The sequence below is a fragment of the Streptomyces rhizoryzae genome (genome assembly GCF_023155275.1).
Lineage (GTDB): Bacteria > Actinomycetota > Actinomycetes > Streptomycetales > Streptomycetaceae > Streptomyces > Streptomyces rhizoryzae.
Map to the genome: position 1 here is coordinate 1 of NZ_JALMUV010000035.1, position 19,515 is coordinate 19,515.

At 72.1% G+C, this 19,515-nt stretch carries 17 protein-coding genes; 9 read left to right on the forward strand and 8 right to left on the reverse strand.

The annotated features are described in order from the left end of the window. Positions 1 to 68: 68 nt before the first annotated feature. The 7 genes from MUU72_RS24610 to MUU72_RS35685 form a co-directional block, all read right to left on the reverse strand. Positions 69 to 1,655 carry an APC family permease gene (locus tag MUU72_RS24610; protein WP_248015569.1) on the reverse strand — a complete coding sequence of 529 codons (1,587 nt, stop codon included), beginning with the start codon at positions 1,653 to 1,655 and terminating at the stop codon, positions 69 to 71. Between the two features lie 313 nt (positions 1,656 to 1,968). Beyond that, positions 1,969 to 3,474 (reverse strand): aldehyde dehydrogenase family protein, encoded by a 1,506-nt coding sequence (locus MUU72_RS24615; RefSeq protein WP_248015570.1) that lies wholly within the window; start codon positions 3,472 to 3,474, stop codon positions 1,969 to 1,971. Further along, positions 3,471 to 5,210, reverse strand: a complete 1,740-nt coding sequence (locus MUU72_RS24620; protein WP_248015571.1) for an N-acyl-D-amino-acid deacylase family protein — start codon at positions 5,208 to 5,210, stop codon at positions 3,471 to 3,473. The genes MUU72_RS24615 and MUU72_RS24620 overlap by 4 nt, the downstream gene beginning before the upstream one ends. Positions 5,211 to 5,450: 240 nt before the next feature. Continuing rightward, a complete protein-coding gene (locus MUU72_RS24625; protein WP_248015572.1) occupies positions 5,451 to 6,587 on the reverse strand; it encodes an LLM class flavin-dependent oxidoreductase in 1,137 nt (378 codons plus the stop codon). Between the two features lie 277 nt (positions 6,588 to 6,864). Further along, on the reverse strand, positions 6,865 to 7,677 hold the full coding sequence (locus MUU72_RS24630; RefSeq protein ID WP_248015573.1) for an SDR family NAD(P)-dependent oxidoreductase: 813 nt from the start codon (positions 7,675 to 7,677) through the stop codon (positions 6,865 to 6,867). A 65-nt stretch (positions 7,678 to 7,742) separates the two neighbouring features. Continuing rightward, the gene (locus tag MUU72_RS24635; protein ID WP_248015574.1) at positions 7,743 to 8,693 is read right to left on the reverse strand and encodes a TIGR03619 family F420-dependent LLM class oxidoreductase; all 951 of its coding nucleotides are present in this window, start codon (positions 8,691 to 8,693) and stop codon (positions 7,743 to 7,745) included. Positions 8,694 to 9,030: 337 nt separating this feature from the next. Then, on the reverse strand, positions 9,031 to 9,237 hold the full coding sequence (locus MUU72_RS35685) for a hypothetical protein (protein ID WP_308403867.1): 207 nt from the start codon (positions 9,235 to 9,237) through the stop codon (positions 9,031 to 9,033). Positions 9,238 to 9,572: 335 nt separating this feature from the next. Here MUU72_RS35685 and MUU72_RS24650 point away from each other — a divergent pair, with 335 nt between their 5' ends. The 6 genes from MUU72_RS24650 (at position 9,573) to MUU72_RS24675 (ending at position 13,610) form a co-directional block, all read left to right on the forward strand. Further along, positions 9,573 to 10,850 (forward strand): NsdA family TPR-like regulatory protein, encoded by a 1,278-nt coding sequence (locus tag MUU72_RS24650; RefSeq protein ID WP_248015577.1) that lies wholly within the window; start codon positions 9,573 to 9,575, stop codon positions 10,848 to 10,850. After that, complete coding sequence (locus tag MUU72_RS24655) at positions 10,847 to 11,401, forward strand: GNAT family N-acetyltransferase (RefSeq protein ID WP_248015578.1); 555 nt, start codon at positions 10,847 to 10,849, stop codon at positions 11,399 to 11,401. The genes MUU72_RS24650 and MUU72_RS24655 overlap by 4 nt, the downstream gene beginning before the upstream one ends. Before the next feature lie 198 nt (positions 11,402 to 11,599). Next, the gene (locus tag MUU72_RS24660) at positions 11,600 to 11,827 is read left to right on the forward strand and encodes a hypothetical protein (protein ID WP_248015638.1); all 228 of its coding nucleotides are present in this window, start codon (positions 11,600 to 11,602) and stop codon (positions 11,825 to 11,827) included. Further along, a complete protein-coding gene (locus MUU72_RS24665; RefSeq protein ID WP_248015579.1) occupies positions 11,805 to 12,329 on the forward strand; it encodes a DUF6879 family protein in 525 nt (174 codons plus the stop codon). Before MUU72_RS24660 ends, MUU72_RS24665 begins: the two co-directional genes overlap by 23 nt. 19 nt (positions 12,330 to 12,348) lie before the next feature. Continuing rightward, positions 12,349 to 13,197, forward strand: a complete 849-nt coding sequence (locus MUU72_RS24670; RefSeq protein ID WP_248015580.1) for a helix-turn-helix domain-containing protein — start codon at positions 12,349 to 12,351, stop codon at positions 13,195 to 13,197. A gap of 230 nt (positions 13,198 to 13,427) precedes the next feature. Next, complete coding sequence (locus MUU72_RS24675) at positions 13,428 to 13,610, forward strand: hypothetical protein (RefSeq protein ID WP_248015581.1); 183 nt, start codon at positions 13,428 to 13,430, stop codon at positions 13,608 to 13,610. A gap of 101 nt (positions 13,611 to 13,711) precedes the next feature. Here the strand turns inward: MUU72_RS24675 and MUU72_RS24680 are convergent, their stop codons facing one another. Beyond that, positions 13,712 to 14,953, reverse strand: a complete 1,242-nt coding sequence (locus MUU72_RS24680; protein ID WP_248015582.1) for an amidohydrolase family protein — start codon at positions 14,951 to 14,953, stop codon at positions 13,712 to 13,714. A gap of 482 nt (positions 14,954 to 15,435) precedes the next feature. Here MUU72_RS24680 and afsR point away from each other — a divergent pair, with 482 nt between their 5' ends. The 3 genes from afsR to MUU72_RS24695 all read left to right on the forward strand — a co-directional run bounded on the left by afsR (position 15,436) and on the right by MUU72_RS24695 (position 19,367). Then, positions 15,436 to 18,417: an SARP-family global regulator AfsR gene (afsR, locus tag MUU72_RS24685; RefSeq protein WP_505016671.1), complete on the forward strand. Its 2,982-nt coding sequence runs from the start codon at positions 15,436 to 15,438 to the stop codon at positions 18,415 to 18,417. Between the two features lie 215 nt (positions 18,418 to 18,632). After that, positions 18,633 to 18,848 (forward strand): hypothetical protein, encoded by a 216-nt coding sequence (locus MUU72_RS24690; RefSeq protein WP_248015584.1) that lies wholly within the window; start codon positions 18,633 to 18,635, stop codon positions 18,846 to 18,848. A gap of 297 nt (positions 18,849 to 19,145) precedes the next feature. Next, complete coding sequence (locus tag MUU72_RS24695; RefSeq protein WP_248015585.1) at positions 19,146 to 19,367, forward strand: hypothetical protein; 222 nt, start codon at positions 19,146 to 19,148, stop codon at positions 19,365 to 19,367. The last annotated feature ends 148 nt before the right edge of the window (positions 19,368 to 19,515 follow it).

Sequence of the window (19,515 nt, forward strand, 5' to 3'; positions counted from 1 at the left end):
GGCCCGCGGTCGGCGCGCGGGCCGGGCCCCGGGGGCGGGGGGGGGGAGCCCCCCGGGCCCCCGGGGCCTCAGTCCTCGACCACCAGTGCCGGGGTTGAGCGGGTGAGGATTTCGCCGCGGAAGAAGGCGGGGCTGCGGCGTTGCATGACGAGCATGAGGACGGCGCCGAGGAGGAGCAGGCCGACGCCGATGATGAAGACCGAGCCGACGCCGAGGACCGAACTGCCGGATCCGTAGGCGGGGTTCCACATGTCGATCAGGGTCTTGGTGAAGACGGAGGCCAGCAGCAGGCCGCCGAGCAGCGGGAAGACGCCCTTGAGGAAGAGGTCCCGGGCGGAGTTGCGCAGTTCGCGGCGGAAGAACCAGGCGCAGGCGAAGGCGGTGATCGAGTAGTAGAAGCAGATCATGAGGCCGAGCGCGTAGATGGTGTCGATGAGCACGTTCTGGCTGATGAAGCTCATCACGGCGTAGAAGACACCGGTCGCGGTGCCGGCCGCGACGGTGGCCCGGCCCGGGGAGCGGAAGCGCGGGTGGATCCGGGCGAAGGAGGCCGGCAGCGCCTCGTAGGTGCTCATCGCCAGGACGGTGCGGGCCACCGGGATGAAGGTGGTCTGGAGGCTGGCGGCGGCCGAGGCGAGGACCGCGACGAACAGCAGCACGCCGAGCACGGTGCCCATGACGGGGTTGGCGAGGGCGGCGAAGACGTTGTCGGCGGTGTGCGGGTTGCCGAGCCCGAGGCCCTTGCCGCCGACGCCGGCGAACATCTGCGAGCCGACGGCGGTCAGCAGGTAGGAGCCGATCAGGACGAGCATGGCCAGCAGCGCGGCCCGGCCGGGGGTCTTCTCGCTGCCGGCGGTCTCCTCGTTCACCGTCAGGCAGGTGTCCCAGCCCCAGAACATGAAGATCGAGAGGGAGAGGCCGGCGGTGAAGGAGGAGAACGACTTCACCGCGAACGGGTCGAGCCAGGTCCAGGAGAAGTGCAGCGAGCCGGCGAAGTCGCCGGAGCGCGCCTTGACGACGGCCATCGCCACGAAGACGGCGAGGACGGCGAGTTGGAGGCCGACGAGGGTGTACTGGACGCCCTTGGTCGCGGTCATCCCGCGGTAACTGATGGCGGTGGCGACGGTGATGAAGGCCAGGCAGGTCAGGACGTGCGCGAGCCGGTTGTGGTCCAGGGCGGCGATCGCGGGGCTGCCGGTGAGTTCGCCGAGCAGGAGGTAGAAGAACGAGGTGGCGACGCCGGCCAGGTTGGAGAGCACGATGATCGTGGCGATCACCAGGCCCCAGCCGCACATCCAGCCGACCCGCGGCCCGAATGCCTTGACGGTCCAGGTGAAGGAGGTTCCGCAGTCGGGGACGGCCTTGTTCAGCTCGCGGTAGGCGAAGGCGACCAGCAGCATCGGCAGGAAACCGGCCAGGAAGACGGCGGGCATCTGCACGCCGACCTCGCCGACGGTGGGGCCGAGCGTGGAGGTGAGGCAGTAGACCGGCGCGACGGTGGAGATGCCGATGACCGCGCTGCCGAGCAGGCCGACGGAGTTGCCGCTGAGGCCCTTGTTCCGGGTGTCGCCGGTGGCGCTTGCGGGGTTACTGCCGGTAGCGGTGACGCTCGTTACCGTGTCTCCGGCCTGGGGCCGGGGGTCAACCTGAACCATGAACAGGACGTTAAGCGCTGCTGTTTCCGTATCCGGAAGATCATCCTCCGGAGGCCAGGGCTTCGCTCCGCAGGGAAATCGATGCATCAAGCAGTTATTCGAAGGATAAAATCATGTTGAACCTTGGACATCGGTTGCGCGATGGAAGTCTTCCGCATTGCGAGAATCGCAGCACTGTCTGATTTGACCCGGTTCCAAATTTTCCCGTCCGAATTTCGAACGTCACATACCGGTCACGCGGCATTCACGTCGTGACGGCCCCCGATTCCGGCCGCGCCGCCCGCGCCCGCGCCTGCTTTCCTCGCCCCGCCCCTCACCCCGGCCACACCACCGCCTGGAGCTCGCTGTAGGCGTGCAGCGCGTACGAGCCCACGTCGCGGCCGACCCCGCTGCGCTTGAAGCCGCCGAACGGCGCCTCCATGTTCCGCCCCACCGTGTTGATCCCGACCCCGCCGGCCCGCAGCCGCCCCGCCACCCGGAAGGCCCGGGCCACATCGCCGGACCAGATGTAGTCCAGCAGCCCGTAGTCGCTGTCGTTGGCCAGTGCGATGCCCTCCTCCTCGTCGTCGAAGGGCAGCACCGCCACCACCGGGCCGAAGATCTCCTCCCGGACCACCCGCATCCCGGGGGCGCACTCCGCGAAGAGGGTCGGCGCCACGTAGAAGCCGCGCTCCGCCTCCGGTCGTTCGCCGCCGGCCACCAGGTGGGCGCCCTCCTTGACCGCCAGCGCGAGGTGCGCCTCGACGCGGTCCCGGTGCGCGGCGGAGATCACCGGGCCGACCACCGTCGCCGGGTCCCGCGGGTCCCCGACGGGCAGCCGCCCGGCGTACCGCGCCAGCCCCGCCACCAGCCGTTCGTAGATCCCGCGCTGCGCGATGACCCGGGTCGGGGCGGTGCAGATCTGGCCGCTGTAGAAGGAGAAGGTGGTGCCGATGCCGGCGACGGCGGACGCCAGGTCGGCGTCGTCGAAGACCAGCGCGGCGCCCTTGCCGCCCAGCTCCATCAGCTGCCGCTTCATCCCGCGGCCGCATTCCTGGGCGATCCGCTGCCCGACCGCGGTGGACCCGGTGAAGCTGACCATGTCCACACCGTCCGCCGCCACCGCCGCCGCGCCGGTCTCCGGGCGGGTCCCGCTGACGACGTTGACCACCCCGGGCGGGGCCCCGGCCTCCGCCAGCGCCTCGGCCATCCGGTACACCGACAGCGGGTCCTGCGGCGCCGGTTTGACCACCACCGTGTTGCCCATGGCCAGTGCCGGCGCGACCTTCCCCGCCGGGTTCGCCCACGGGTTGTTGTACGAGGTGATGCAGGTGACCACGCCCACCGGGCGGCGCACCGCGACCGCCCCGAAGACGCCCCCGCCGCCCATCGGCCCGGCCTCGTTGATCTGCGGCGGCACCGCGGTCTCCACCGGTTCCAGCGCGCCGCGGGCGTAGCGCGCGAAGCGGGCCGCGGAGACCCCTACCTGGAGGGCGCGGGCCGTCCGGGTCGTGGCGCCGCTCTCCGCCTGGGCCAGTTCGGCGTACCCCGCCAGTTCGCGGCGGATGATCCGGGCGGTGCGGTCCAGGACGGCCGCCCGTTCCTCCGGCGCGGTCCGCGACCAGGTGCCGAAGGCGTCCCGGGCGGCGTCCACCGCGGCCGCCACCTGGGACGGGCTCGCCTCGGGGGCGTGCCCGACGGTCTCCTCGGTCGCCGGGTCGATGACGTCGTAGTAGCCGTCGTCCGGCTCCACCCAGGCCCCGCCGATGAACAGCGGCTGCCCCGGCCCGCCGGCGCCGCGCCCCGGCCCCGGACGCCGCGCGGGTCCGCGCCCGTTCACCGGGTGCTCACCGTCTCGGTGTCCCGGCCCGACCGCAGGACGGTGCCGGGCACCGCGCCGGTCACCGCGCCGTCCCGGATCGTCTCCACCCCGTTGACCCGCACGCTGACCACGCCGATCGCGCGGGAGTCCAGGCGGGGGCTGTCGCCCGGCAGGTCGTGCACCAGCGTCGCGGGGGCGGCGTCGATCCGTTCGGGGTCGAAGAGGACCAGGTCGGCGTGGTGCCCCTCGGCGATCCGGCCCCGGTCGCGCAGCCCGAAGAGCCGCGCCGGGTCGTCGGTCAGCATCCGCACGGCCTGTTCCAGTCCGACGAGTTTGCGGCCGCGCAGGCAGTCCCCGAGGAAGCGGGTGGTGTACGGGGCGCCGCACATCCGGTCCAGGTGCGCACCGGCGTCCGAGCCGCCGAGCAGGACGTCCTGGTGCTGCCAGGTCTGCTGCCGCAGCTCCCAGCTGGCCGGGTCGTTGTCGGTGGGCATCGGCCAGAGCACCGTGCGCAGGCGGTCGTGGGCGCAGATCTCGACCAGGCAGTGGAACGGGTCCTGGCCGCGTTCGGCGGCGATGTCCCCGACCACCCGGCCGGTCAGTCCCTCGTTGGCCGCGGAGTAGGTGTCGCCGATGACGTAGCGGGCGAAGTCGGTCAGCCGCCGGAAGACCCCGGCCTCCTCGCCGGACGCGCGGCGCAGCATCTCCGCCCGGACGTCCGCCTCGCGCAGCCGGGCGATCCGCTCGGGCACCGGGAGGCCGAGCACGTCGCCCCAGCCGGGGAGGAGGTTGAGGGCGCAGAAGGTGCCCAGCGACATGTTCATCGGGGTGAGGATGGGCATGGTCAGCGCGACGACGCGGCCGCCGGCCTTGCGGGCCCGTTCGGAGGCGAGGAGCTGGCGCGGCACGCGGTCGGGGACGGCGGAGTCGATGGTCAGCACGTTCCAGTTCAGCGGGCGTCCGGCGGCCGCGGACATCTCCGCCAGCAGGTCGATCTCCTCGTCGCTGAAGCGGTCCAGGCAGCCGGCGACGATCGCCTCGATCTGGGTGCCCTCGTGCTCGGCGACGGCGCGGGAGAGCGCGAGCAGTTCGGCGGGGCGGGCGTGGCGGGAGGCGACCGGCGCGCCGTCGCCGTCGGTGTGGGTGGCGGACTGGGTGGTGGACAGGCCCCACGCGCCGGCGTCCATCGCCTCGTGGAAGAGCCGGAGCATCGCGTCCAGCTGGTCCGGGGTGGGCTGCCCGCCGACCGCGTCCGGGCCCATGACGTGGCGGCGCAGCGCGCAGTGGCCCACCATGAAGCCGGCGTTGACCGCGATCCGCCCCTCCAGTGCGTCCAGGTACTCCCCGAACGTGTGCCAGGTCCAGGGCGCGCCCTGTTCCAGGGCGACCAGGGACATGCCCTCGACCCGGCTCATCATCTGCCGGGTGTAGTCGGCGTCCTCGGGCCGTCCGGGGTGGAGCGGGGCGAGGGTGAAGCCGCAGTTGCCGCCCGCGACGGTGGTCACGCCGTGGTGGAGGGAGGGGGTCGCGTACGGGTCCCAGAACAGCTGGGCGTCGTAGTGGGTGTGCGGGTCGACGAAGCCCGGGGTGAGGACGAGGCCGCCCGCGTCCTCCCTGGTCCGGGCCTCCTCGGTGACCGTGCCCGGCCCGGCGATCACCGCGATCCGTCCGTCCCGGATGCCGACGTCGGCGGCGAAGGCGGGCGCGCCGGTGCCGTCCACGACGGTCGCGGCCTGGATGAGGTGGTCGAGCATGGCGTGCGTCCCTTCTCGGTGCGGGTGGGTGGGTGGAATGGTCGTCGCGGGGCGGGCGGCGGTGTTTCACGTGAAACCACGGCGCGGGGGCGGGGCGGGGTGGCGCGAGGCAGGAGCGGCCGGGCCCGCGACCGGCCGGCCCGAGCCGCCGGTGCGCCTGCGGCGGCCGGTCGGCCTGCGAAGGCGGTCTGCCTGTGGCGGCCGGTCAGCCTGCCGAGGCCGGTCAGCCCGCTGAGGCGGTCAGCCCGCCGCCGCTCCCGCCCGCTGCCGGAAGCGGGTCGTCCGGTGCACCGGGTCGGTGTCGATCTTCGGGATGACGTGCTCGCCGATGAGCTTGATGGTGGTCATGGTGTCCTCGTACGAGATCCCGATCGGCAGGCCGAAGGAGAGCTGGTCGGCGCCGGCCTGCTCCCAGCGCTTGCACTGCCGCAGCACCTCGTCGGGATCGCCGCAGATCATCAGCTCCTCGGCGATCAGCAGCTCGACCAGTTCCTCGGTGTACTCCGGGAGCAGGGCGGGCCACTCGGGGATGCCGTCCGGGCGCGGGAAGGTGTCGTGGTAGCGGAAGAGCAGCGACTGGAGGTAGTGGAGCCCGCCGCCGACCGCGATCCGCACGGCCTGCTCGTGGGTCTCCGCGCAGATCGCGGTGGACGTCACCATCACGTTGTCGTTGACGAAGTCGCCGACCGGCTCGGCGTCCTTCACCGCGTTCTTGTACGCCTCGACGACCCACTCCATGTCCGCGACCTTCTGCACGCTGAAGCCGAGGACGCCCAGCCCCTTCTTCCCGGCCATCGCGTAGGAGGACGGCGAGCCGGCCGCGTACCACATGGCCGGGTGGGAACCCCCGTACGGCTTGGGCAGGACCTTGCGCGGCGGGAGTTGCCAGTGCTTGCCGCGGAACCCCGCGTACTCGTCCTGGAGCCACATCTTGGGGAATTCCGCGATGGTCTCCTCCCAGATCTCCTTGGTGTGGTTCATGTCGGTGATGCCCGGCAGGAACCCGAGGATCTCGTGGCTCCCGGCGCCCCGCCCGGAGCCGAACTCGAAGCGGCCGCCGGAGAGGTGGTCGAGCATGGCGACCTTTTCGGCGACCTTCACCGGGTGGTTGACCGGCGCGAGCGGGTTGAAGATGCCCGAGCCCAGGTGGATCCGCTCGGTGGCGTGCGCGAGGTAGCCGAGGAAGACGTCGTTGGCGGAGAGGTGCGAGTACTCCTCCAGGAAGTGGTGCTCGGAGGCCCAGGCGTACTTGAAGCCGGACCGGTCCGCCTGGATGACGTACTCGGTCTCCTCCATCAGCGCGTGGTGCTCGGCCTCCGGGTCGGCCTGCGCTCGCGCGGCGGGCACATAGCCCTGCACAAAGAGCCCGAATTCCAAGGGGGTTCACCGTCCCTACCCGCTCAGCGGATTTTCTGACGCATCGTCAGGTTCAATGGCACCGACTGTTCCAGCGCCGCCGGGGCCCGTCAATACCCGCAACCGGCAAACCTGACGCCCCGTCAGCAACGGGCCGCCCGCGCCTCCGGCCACGCCCACCTGCGCGGCCGCCGGCCGGTCCCGCCGCCCCCTCTGCCGTGCCACCCGCCGCCCCACTGCCCTGCCGCCCTGCCGCCCTGCCGCCCTGCCGCCCTGCCGCCCTGCCGCCCTGCCGCCCTCAGAACGGACTCACCCCCGCCAGCCACCCCCCGTCGATCACGAACGGCTGCCCCGTGATGTACGACGAGTCCTCACTCGTCAGGAACAGCGCCAGCCGGGCCACCTCCTCCGGCCGCCCCATCCGCCCCAGCGGCACCAGCTTCCGGTACAACTCCTCCACGGCCCGCGCCTCCTGTGCCTGCTGTGCCTGCTGTGCCGGATCCGCCGGATTCTCCGCGGGGGCCGGCCCCGCCGGACGGGTCATCGGCGTGTCCACCGCCCCCGGGCACACCGCGTTCACCCGTATCCCCCGGCCCGCCAGCTCCAGCGCGGCCACCCGGGTCAGCCCCACCACCGCGTGCTTGGTGGCGGCGTACGCGCCGACGTACGGCATACCGGTCAGCCCCGCGCACGAGGCGGTGTTGACGATCGTCCCGCCGCCGGCCGCCGCGATCTCGGGTGCCACCGCCCGGATCCCCAGGAAGCAGCCGGTCTGGTTGACGTCGAGCACCTGCCGGAACTCCGCCGGCGGCGTGTCCACCAGCGCGTTGAAGCGCAGGATGCCCGCATTGTTCACCAGCCCGTCGATCTTCCCGAACGCCGCCGTGGCGGCCGCCACCAGCGCCGTCCAGTCCTCCTCCACCGCCACGTCCAGCCGTACGAACCGGGCCCGTTCCTCCCCCAGCTCCGCGGCCAGCGCCTCCCCCTCCTCCGCCAGCACATCGCCGAGCACCACCCGCGCCCCCTCCGCCGCGAAGAGCCGCGCCTCCTGCTCCCCCTGCCCGCGCGCCGCTCCCGTGATGACGATGACCCTGCCGTCGAGCTTTCCCATGACCGCGCTCCCTGTGGGTGGGTGTCCGAACGAACAGTGGCCCGGCGGCGGCGCCGCCCCGCCGGTCAGCCGTTGAGCAGCGGCCCCACCTCCGCGCCGAAGGCGGCGACCTGTTCGACCAGTTCCGCCCGGTCACGGCTGCGCAGCCGCACCTGGATCTGGTCGACGCCCATCGCCGCGTACTCCCGCAACGAGGCCGCGATCCGCTCCGGCGCGCCGGTCAGTGTCCGCCGCCCGGTGTCCCAGCCCGGCTTCCCCACGTACACCGGCTCCGCGATCGCGCCGATCTCGATCGGTTCGGCGACCCCGGCCTCCGCCCGCAGCCGCCGCACGGTCCCGATCTGCCGCGGCAGCTGGTCCCTGCGGTCCCCCTGGGGCAGCCACCCGTCCCCCCGGACCGCGGCCCGGCGCACGGCCGCCGGGGACGAGCCGCCGACCCACACCGGGGGCCGCGGGCGCTGCACCGGCCGCGGCGCCTGCCCCAGCCCCCCGAACGCGAACCGCTCCCCCGCGAACTCCGGGAACTCCTCCTCCCCCAGCGCGGCCTTGAGCGCGTCGACCGTCTCGTCCAGCACCGCCCCGCGCCGCCCGAAGTCCACCCCGAGCGCCTCGAACTCCTCCCGGACGTGCCCGGCGCCGACCCCGAGGATCAGCCGCCCCCCGGACAGCCGGTCCAGCGTCGCGTACTGCTTGGCGCTGAGCAGCGGATGCCGCAGCCCCACCACCGCCACATGGCTCAGCAGCCGCACCCGCTCCGTCACCGCCGCCAGGTACGACAGCGTCGCCACCGGGTCGTACCAGACCGTCCCCATCGCCCCGGCCAGCCGCCGCGGCACCGCCACGTGCTCGCAGCACGCCACGTACGCGAACCCGGCCCGGTCGGCCGCCCGCGCCACCGCCACCAGGTCCCGGGGCCCGGCCCCCGCCTCCCACCCCTCGGCGAAGAGCCCGCTCTGCGCCTGCACCGGCAACTGCATCCCGTACACCAGCCGCCCCTGCGGAAGCACCCGCACCATGCCCACACCCCTCCCGACCCGGCCCGAACCGCGCCGCGCCGCGCCGCACTCGAAGTGCGGACATGGTGGTACCTGACGGCGCATCAGACAAGAGGAGTCGGCGCCCCTCAGACGCGCACGGCGGCCACCTCGCCACCAGGACGTCACGCGCGCGGCTCCTACGCACGTGGATGCGGCCGCCGCATCTCCACATTGCAGTCGGTCACCTTCGACCAGTCGCCGGCGGCGTGAGCCCGTGCCCGCTGCCCGGCCAGCGCGCCGCACACGTCACACCCGTCGGCCGGCACCGGCTCCGGCAACGGTTCCCACAGGTGAACGGGGGCGCCCGTACCGCACATCAGCCCGCCACCTCCAGACCGTGGATCCAGCGCGGCCCGGCGTCGATCCCGTGCACCGCCAGCCACAACGTCCGGCGTCGGCCCCGCTGCTCGCGGCGTCGCTGCCGTTCCTCGGCGGTGAGGACGTAGGGGCGGACGGGGTGGACGTCGTCACGACGCAGCGGCCCCGGCCCCGCCCACCGTCGGGCGGGAACGTGGCGGGGCACGGGCGGTGGCGCGGCCCCGGGCACCGGGGCTGCCGGCACCCCGGGACAGCGGTGCCGTCCTCGGGCGGGCAGTGCCACCCGCAGCAGCACATCGAAGAGCCAAGCGCTAAATTGGCGCACGTCGTCAACCTCCATGGGGTTGAGGGCCACGCCCCCGGGCCGCTCCCACGGTCGCGGGGGTCCTTTGTGGCGGTGGATCGCTGTCCCACCAGTGCACCGTCCCGGCGGCGCCCGTGGGTCCTCCCCGACCGGACGTTTCGGCGGACGTTTTGCCACCGGGCCCCCGATCACGTCGTTACGGTGACAAGGAGATCCGCACACCCAAGGGGACACGCATGGCGGAGGGAAATGGAAGCCCGCTCGCGCGGTTGCGCAAGGAAGCCGGGTATACGCAGACGGCCTTCGTCGCCGCGTTCGCCCGCGAGGCGGATCGCTTAGGGGTCAGCGCCTCGGTGAGCGTCCGCCAGTTACGGAGATGGGAGAGCGAGGCGCCACCGCCACTGCCGCATCCGGGCCAGCAGGCGGTGCTGGAGGCGTTGTTCGGCCTCCCCCTTGCGGACCTGGGATTCGCTGTCCCGGCCCACCGGAGAGCGACGGCGGAAAGAATCGGCGACGATGAAGAAGTGAGACGCCGGGCATTCGTCACAGGTACGGGAGCGGTCGTTGCCGCTGCGATCCTCCCGCAACAGCACGGCCCTCGGCTCGGTGCGAGCGATGTCGCGGCGCTGCGCGCTCGTTTCGCCGACCTGTACACCGTTGACCACCGCTTGGGCGGCATACCCGCCAAGACCCGTGCGCAACGGCTTGAACAGCAGATCACCCGTGCGTTGAACGGCAGCGTCTACACAAGCCGGGTGGGCCGCGCCCTCCAGACCATGCTCTGCGAAATCGCCTGTCACCGAGCCTGGTTCGGCTACGACGGCGGCCCTGCCGGCGAGGCGCGTGCCGCCTGCATGGAGGCGATGACCGCCGCACAGCTCATCGACAACCCGTTGTTGCAGGTCCGCGCCCTCAACACGCTGTCACTGCTCACCGTCGACTCCGGGCGCTTCTGGGAGGCGCGGTCCGCGGTCGAGAACGCATACCGCCTCGCGCACCAGGCAGGGGCGGGTCCCACCGTGCATCTGGTGATCTCCCTGCGGGAAGCGAGCGCGGCCACGCACTCGGGCGATCTCCCCGGCGCACGCAGGGCGCTGAGCCGCGCCGTGTCGTACCAGGGACGCACCGACATGGACACAGATGTGCCGCCATGGGCCAGGTTCGCCGGCCCCGTTGAGGTCGATTACGCAACGGCGGCCTACTACGCCAGGGCGCACCGACCCGCGCGCGCGATCCCGTTCCTGCGCGCCGCCGTCGCGGGACTCGGCGGCGGCTACACGCGTAACACTGCTTGGTACCGAGCCCGTTTGGCGCAGACGCTCCTGGACACGGGTGAGGTGGAGGAAGCGTGCCACGAGATGACGCGCGTCCTTGCCGCATGCGGCGGGGTCTCCTCAGCCAGGCTCCGCCGCCGACTGCACGCCTTCGAACAGGCCGCAGTGCGCTTCGAGGCTTCTTCAGCGCGGGACGCGGTCGAGCGCATCCGGGAGACGACGCGAGCGAGGGCCCGATGAGCACTTCAGAAACGATCACCGTGGAGCGCCTGGACGGCCCGGCAGCCGCGCGGGCCGAGGAGGCGTTCACCCTGGTCTATGCCGAGGCGTTCGCGGAGCCGCCGTACGACAAGGGTTCGGGGGACGTTGACGCCAACTTCCGCCGCTTCCGGTCCCAGGTACGGAAGGCCACCTTCCGCGCCGCACTCGCCCGGACGGGGGACGGTGAGCCGGTCGGTATCGCGTACGGCTACCCCCTCAGCCCGGCAACCGGCTGGTGGGACCGCCTCACCACGCCCGTCAGCGAAGGGCTCCGCCGGGAGGACGGACACCGCACGTTCGGGCTGATGGAGCTGGCCGTACGGGCCCCCTGGCGCCGCCGCGGCGTGGCCCGGCGGATGCACGAGACGCTGCTCGCCGGCGCCACCGAGGAGCGGGTACTGCTCAACGCCCGCCCGGACGTCCCCGCGGCGCAGGCCGCCTACCGCTCCTGGGGGTACCGCAAGGTGGGTGAGGCCCACCCCTGGGAGGGCGCCGACCTTCATGACGTGATGGTGCTCCGGCTCCGGTAGGCGGCAGTGGACCAGCAGGCGAACGCTGGGCGGCTCCGGACGCCGCACTCCACACGCTTGCGCCAGCTCGGCGGCTTCCCCAGCAGCCCGCCAAGCGGCAGCTTGTCACCGTGCAAGTTCGTGCAAGTCGCGTGCGCCGAGCAGAGCGCAGAGTGCAGGATCGCGCTCAGCTACCACCCCGCGAACGAGGAGGGCATCATGTCGTTGCACATGCTCGGCAAGGATCCCGAAAGCAAGGACGGCGGTTCTCCCACGGTTTACCTCGACGACGAGACCGACAGCTATCTCGTCCAGGGGCTGAAGGTCACGGACGCGCGCCGCCGCTCCCGGATGGACGTGCCGGATCACGAGGACGTCGTGGAGATTCCCCGGCGCATGGTGCAGTTCTTCCTGGAGGTGAAGCGTGACGAAGCCCCCGACGTTTGAGAGCCTGCTGGCCTCGACCAAGCATTCCGCCGTTCATCTGGAAATGCGCGACGGATATATGGAGTCCGATCCGAGTTTCCTTGCCTGGAAGGCAGGGAAACGCAACCTCCCGGAGGACAACGACCCCGAACTGCGCCCCTGGCTCACCTGGGCGCGGCAAGCGACGGATCGCGGCGCCGTGATCCGTCGGGCAAGGGTCTTCTCGGTGCCCGAATCGGACTACATCCGGTTCGAGCACCACGTTTCCGACGCCAACGTCAGAGCTGGCGAGCAGATCGGCTGGCTTTCCCGCCGCCGGGCGACCGATATCGCCTTCCCCGGCAACGACTTCTGGGTGTTCGACAACGAACTCGTCCTCGTCCTGCATTTCACCGGGGACGGTGAAAGCTCGGAGGACTGGATGGAGCTGACGACCGACCCGAAGATCCGCGACCTGTGCGTCAGCGCCTTCGAAGCCGTGTGGGAGCGCGCCACCCCGCACGCGGAGTACCGCCCTTCCTGACCCATCCAGCGACGCGCCCATGACCAACTCGCCCTCGTCCGCGGTGCAGGCGGCCCGCCGTGCCCTCGGCCAACGGCTCAAGGAGATGAGGCAACGCACCGGCATGACGGCACGGTCCCTCGCGGACCGTGCCGGCTGGAGCGAATCCAAAACTTCCCGGCTCGAAAACGGCAAGACCTCACCCTCGGACGCCGACTTGCGCGCCTACGCGGAACTCTGCGGTGCCCCAGAGGTATACGCAGACCTCCTCGCGTCGGCGCACGGCATCGAAGGGATGTACGTCGAGTGGCGACGGCTCCAACGGGACGGGATGCGGCACGCCCAACAGGCCCATGTCCCCCTCTACGAGCGGACCCGGCGCTTTCGCATCTATGAGCCGGGGGTCATTCCCGGAATACTCCAGACCAAGGACTATGCGCGGGCCATCATGCGCACCATCTCCGCCTTCCGACGGCTGCCCGACGACGTCGAGGCAGCGCTCGAAGTGCGCATGCAGCGGCAGCGCGTAGTGCGCGACGCCGGACGCTGCTTCGGCATCATCCTGGAGGAAGCTGCGCTGCGGGCCCGATTCGGCTCCCGTGAGGTGATGACTGAGCAGCTTGAGCACTTGCTCTCCATAGCTTCGTTGCCACACGTCAGCTTCGGCGTCGTTCCGTTCGCGGCCGACCGCCGCATGTGGCCGTTGGAGGGCTTCTGGCTCTTCGACAACGAGCAGGTAATCATCGAGCTGGCCACCGCACAGATTGCCGTGAAACAGCCCAGCGAAATCAAGACCTATGAGCGCATGTTCTCCGCGCTCGCCTCGATCGCCTGTTACGGAAAGCACGCCCGAACGCTGGTCGCCGACGCCGTTCAGGCGCTGAGGTGAAGACGTGCAAGCGCGCGCAAGGCATTGGACCGGTCTCCTTCGCTCGCCCTACGTTTCGAAGAACGCCGTTCCCTCTGTGCAGGCGGCAGGGCGCTCCCCCGACGCAGGAAGCGGTCCAGCCCGGCACGCGCAGACGTCCGGAGCGGGTGACCCCCACCGCAGTTCCTGCGGACCACGGGCCGCGCCGTGACCTGATGGCGGCAGGCCCCTCACGGAAGAGGAGTCGGTGAATGAGCCCCACAGCCGTGGAGACGTACGCCTCCCGCACGCCCGATGCCGAAGGGTGGCGCGGTACCCCGTTCCGGCACCCCCGGGACCTGGAGGTGATCGCCCAGGACGACGGCGGGAAGCACGACGGGGGCCCGATGCCCCCGGAGGCGCCGCGCGAGCCGCAGCCGCAGCCGGAGTCGTAGCCGGAGTCCCGGCCGGAGTCGCCGCGACGGGAACGGTCCCGTCCGGTACGTACGTGCCGTAGGTACCGGACGGGCGCGCGGGCGGGCGGTTCCGCGGCCGGTCAGCGCCGCTTGACCGACGGACCCCACAGCCCGTCCGCCGTCAGCCCCAGCAGGTCGATCGCGTTGCCGCGGACGATGCGTTCGACGGTGTCGGGGGCGAGGTGGGACATCTGGGACTCGGCGACCTCGCGGGACCGGGGCCAGGTGGAGTCCGAGTGCGGGTAGTCGGTCTCGTAGAGGACGTTGCCGACGCCGATCGCGTCGAGGTTGCGCAGGCCGAACGCGTCGTCGAAGAAGCAGCCGTGCACGTGCTCGGCGAAGAGTTCGGACGGCGGGCGGCGGACCTTGTCGGCGACGCCGCCCCAGGCGCGGTTCTCCTCCCAGACCACGTCGGCGCGCTCCAGGATGTACGGGATCCAGCCGATCTGGCCCTCGGCGTACATGATCCGCAGGCCGGGGAAGCGGTCGAACGCCCCGCTCATGAGCCAGTCGGTCATCGAGAAGCAGCAGTTGGCGAAGGTGATCGTGGAACCGACGGCGGGCGGCGCGTCGGCCGAGGTGGACGGCATCCTCGACGAGGAGCCGATGTGCATGGCGATGACCGTGCCGGTCTCGTCGCAGGCGCGCAGGAACGGGTCCCACTGGTCGGTGTGGATGCTCGGCAGCCCCAGGTGCGGCGGGATCTCGCTGAAGCAGACGGCGCGGACGCCGCGGGCCGCGTTGCGGCGCACCTCGGCGGCGGCCAGGTCCGCGTCCCAGAGGGGGACGATGGCCAGCGGGATCAGCCGGCCGCCGGCCTGCGGACCGCACCACTCCTCCACCATCCAGTCGTTGTACGCGCGCACCCCCAGCAGGCCCAGCTCCCGGTCCTTGGCCTCGGTGAAGGTCTGGCCGCAGAAGCGGGGGAAGGTGGGGAAGCAGAGCGCGGACTGCACGTGGTTGGCGTCCATGTCGGCCAGCCGCTCGGGCACCGAGTACGAGCCGGGGCGCATCTGCTCGTACGTGATGCCCTCCAGCTTGATCTCGTCGCGGGAGTAGCCGACGGCGGTGTCGAGGCGGGTCAGCGGGCGGTGCAGGTCCTCGTAGACCCACCAGTCGGCTATCGGGCCGTCGTCCCCGGGGTCGCCCATCCGGGGCGCGAACCGCCCCCCTGTGAAGGTCATCTCCCTGATGGGCGCGCGGACGATGCGCGGGCCGGTGTCGTGGTACTTCGAGGGGAGCCGGTCCCGCCAGACGCCGGGGGGCTCCACGGTGTGGTCGTCGACCGAAATGATCCTGGGGAAGGGCGCGTTGGACTCCATGGGGGTACGGTAGCGCTGATCTGACGGACCGTCAGTAAGCCGGCACGCCGGGGAAGGGCACTCCGGTGGAGAACCGGTAGGCCCGCCGCGTACGTGTACGTAGGCGGGTGTCGGCCGTGGCGGGACGGCGGGCATAACAAACCAGCCAGTCAGGGGTCGCCTCCGGTGACGGGGCGCGGGCCCCGCGGACGTGTGGACGGGGCGTGCGGGGACGGAACAGCGCGGAGGCACGGCGGGGCCCGCGGCCGGGCGCGAGGACCGCGCCGGGAGCGAGGCACCGCGCTGAGCTGCGGAAGCACCGCGTCAACCGGCGTCCGGGGAACGACGGAAGGGATCCTTCCGGGCGTCCCGCGGGCGGCGGTGGGAGCCGTTCCGCGCCGTCCGGGGAGGCTTTGTGCACGCTGCGGACCCCTACTGACGTAGAGGCCCGGGACAAGGCAGACTGACCGTTGCGCCCGGTGTAAAGGCGCGGACGAACAGCCATGACAGCAGCGCGGACGGACGGGACACGGCAGGGGGACACCATGGACGACGGTCCGGGACAGGTGCGGGAGCGGCTCCGCTTCACCGTGCTCGGTCCCGTGCGGGCCTGGCGCGGCCAGACGCCGCTGGCGGCGGGTTCCCCGCAGCAGCGCGCCCTGCTCGCCGCGCTGCTGCTGCGCGGCGGTCGCACCGCCACCGCGCCCGAGCTCGTCGACGCCCTGTGGGGCGACGAACCGCCGCACGCCGCCCTCGCCGCGCTGCGCACCTACGCCTCCCGGCTCCGCAAGGCGCTCGGGCCGGACGCGGAGGCCCTGGTCAGCGAGTCCGGCGGCTACGCGCTGCGGGCCGTGGACGGCCGCCCCCTCGACCTCGACCACGACACCGCCGAGCAGTACGCCGCCGAGGCGGAGAAGGCCAAGACCGCCGGGGAGCGCGGCCGGGCCCGCGAACTCCTCGACGCCGCCCTGGACCTGTGGGACGGCGAGCCGCTCGCCGGGCTCCCCGGCCCGTATGCCGAGACCCAGCGGACCCGGCTCCAGGAGTGGCGGCTGTCCCTGACCGAGACCCGGCTCGAACTGGACCTGGAGGCCGGCGCGCACGCCGAGGCGGTCTCCGAACTCACCGCGCTGACCGCCGCGCACCCGCTGCGCGAGCGGCTGCGGGAGCTGCTGATGCTGGCCCTGTACCGCAGCGGCCGGCAGGCCGAGGCGCTCGCGGTGTACGCGGACACCCGCCGGCTGCTGGCGGACGAGCTGGGCGTGGACCCCTGCGCGTCGCTGTCCGAGCTCCAGCAGCGGATCCTGCGCGCCGACACCGACCTGGACGCGCCGGCCGCCGAGGACGGCCCGGACGCCGGCGGCTCGGCGTTCGTCCGGCCGCGCCAGCTCCCGGCCACGGTCGCCGACTTCACCGGCCGGGCCGCGTTCGTCCGGGAACTGAGCGACCAGCTGGCGACGGCCGAGGGCAGCGTGATGGCGGTCTCCGCGGTCGCCGGGATCGGCGGCGTCGGCAAGACCACCCTCGCGGTGCACGTCGCGCACACCGCCCGCGAGCACTTCCCGGACGGGCAGCTGTACGTGGACCTCCAGGGCGCCGGCCATAACCCGGCCGAACCGGAGGCGGTCCTCGGCGCGTTCCTGCGCGCCCTGGGCACGGCGGACTCGGCGATCCCGGACGGGTTGGAGGAGCGGGCGGCCTTCTTCCGTTCCACACTGGCCGGACGCCGCGTCCTGGCCCTGCTCGACAACGCCCGCGACGCCGCACAGGTCCGGCCGCTGCTGCCGGGGACGGAGGGCTGCGCGGCACTGATCACCAGCCGGTCCCGGATGATCGACCTGGCCGGCGCGCACCTCGTCGACCTCGACGTGATGAGCCCGGAGGAGGCCCTCCGGCTCTTCACCCGGATCGTCGGCGAGGAGCGCGTGGCGTCCGAGCGACAGGCCGCGATGGCCGTCGTCGGCGCCTGCGGCTTCCTCCCGCTGGCCATCCGCATCGCCGCGTCCCGCCTGGCCTCCCGCCGCACCTGGACGGTCGCCACGCTCGCCAGCAAGCTCGCCGACGAGCGCCGCCGGCTGGACGAACTCCGCGCCGGCGACCTGGCCGTCAAGGCCACCTTCGAACTGGGCTACAAGCAGCTGGAGCCGCCCCAGGCCCGCGCCTTCCGCCTGCTGGGCCTGGCCGACGGCCCGGACATCTCCCTGGCCGCGGCGGCGGCGCTTCTGGGCCTCGGCGCGGAGGAGACCGAGGACCTCCTCGAATCACTCGTCGACACCTCCCTGCTGGAGTCCGCCGCACCGGGCCGCTACCGCTACCACGACCTCGTCCGCCTCTACGCCCGGGCCTGCGCCGAACGCGACGAACACCCGCCGTCCGAACGGGACGCGGCACTGTCGCGGCTGCTCGACTTCTACTTGGTGACGGCATCGCGGGTCTATGCCCTCGAACGCCCCGGGGACCGCTTGATCGCCCACTTGGAGGAGACCGACTACCCGGGGCTGGAATTCGGGGCGCGCGCCGCGGCCTTGGAGTGGCTGTTCAGCGAGGCCGGCTGCCTGCTCGCCTGCGCACGCCAGTCGAGTGGCCCCGCAACCCTGCGCCGTGCGACCGACCTGATGCTGCTGGTCAAGGACCTCGCGGAGTCGGGCGCCGACGCGTTGCAGTTCGAGCAGACCAGCGTAGCCCTGCTCAGGGCCGCCCGGGAGGCCGGGGACCAGCGCGCGGAGGCCCGCGTCCACCTGGCCCTCACCTACGTCCGCACCCTGACCGGACGGTTGGACGCGGCGGACGAGAACGCCAAGTCCGCCATGCTGCTGGGACTTGCCACGGACGACCCGTTCTCGTCGTCGTACGCGCCGAACGACCGCGGCATCATCGCCAATTCCCAGGGGCGGCACAGCGACGCCGAGGGGTATCTGCGGCAGGCGCTGTCGGCCTTCCAAGACGACCACAACCGGCAGTCCGAGGCCAGCGCGCTGTGCAACCTCTCACGCGTGCATCTGGCCACCGGCCGGGTGGACAGCGCCATCCAACTGGCGGCGCAGGGCATCGCCATCTACCGCGAGCTGGGGGCCAAACGCCGGCTCGCCAACGGCATGTACGCCCTTGCCCTGGCGTACACCGAGGCGATGCGGCTGGATGAGGCGACCGAGCAGCTGACCGCCGCGCTGGCCATCTTCAAGGACAGTCGGCAGCGCTTCTGGGAGGGCATGACCAACTTCCGGCTGGCCGAGGTGGATCTGTCCGCCCGTCGGCCGGCCAGCGCGGCGAACCGCGCCGAGCAGGCGCTGACCGCGTTGCGGGGCATCGGCGGCGACTCCTGGCGAGCCACGGTGCTGACCACGCTGGGCCGCGCCCTGCACGCCTTGGGGCACACCGGCCGGGCGCGGGTGTGCTGGCAGGAGGCGCTGGCAACCTTCGAACGCCTGGGCTCCGCGGAAGGCCGCGTGGTGCACGCGCTCCTCTCTCCCGCCGCGGTCGTCTGAACGGCCACCGTTCCCCGTTCAGCGCCGGCGTTTATCGATCGTTCATCGCGAGGGGCCACTCTTGAAGCATCGAACCGCCGCCTCGGGGGGCAAGCGGCTCGGTGCCCAGGCCGCACGGTTATTGTGAGCGGCCGCCATGCCCGTCCGGCGACCAACGGGGGAGTCGCCGGGCGGGCTGGATCAAGCATCAAGCGCCCACTCAGGAGTTGATCTCTATGAGCACCGACAACCAGGCTCAGGCGACCGCCGAACTGGATGGCATCCTGCCACTGGACAACCACCAGCCGATCATCGCGCCCGGCGTCACTCCGCGCGTGAAGAAGCCCGGCGAGCGGGATGTCGTCAAGCCGATGGACAACCACCAGCCCATCGCCGCACCGGGCGTCGCCATCACCGAGGACAACCACCAGCCCATCGGTGAGCCCAAGTAAGACCCACTGAACCCACGGGGGACACGGGGGGACACGGGGGAACGGGGGGACACAACCGGGGGCCCCGGGGGGACCCCTGAGGAAATCGGGGGAACGGGGAAAACGGGGGATCGCAGGGGCCGGGTTTCCGTGGCTGGGAGGGGAAGCCACGGAAAACCGGCCCCTGTGGCGTTTCTCCGCGGGGAGTAAAACCCGCGATATCCCCTGGCTTTCCCGACAAGTGTCGAACATCTGCCCACACTTAACGCTAGTTTGTTTCTGGGAACAGCAACGATCCCCGGATTCTGAGGAGTTGGCATGACCCGCACCAAGAAGTCCTTGGCCGCCGCCGCCCTCGCGGTGGCCGCTCTCGGCGCCGCCGCGACGCCCGCCCTGGCCGACAACCACATACCCGGCCCGTCGCATTCCGTGACGGTCCCGGACCGCCACGCACCCATGGCGCCGCTGGACAACCACATGCCGGCGGCCCCGCAGGGCGACCACGCGGGGCTGTCGCCGATGGACAACCACATGCCCTGACCGGGAGCCGGAGAACACTCCGCCCCGCGCGGTGCCGCGGACGGGGCCGGGCGGAAGACCCGGCCCCGTTCGCGCTTCCCGGGGGCGGATGTTTTCATTCCGAAACACTTGGCGTCCGCCTTCGGGGTGGAGGCGGGCGAGTCATCCC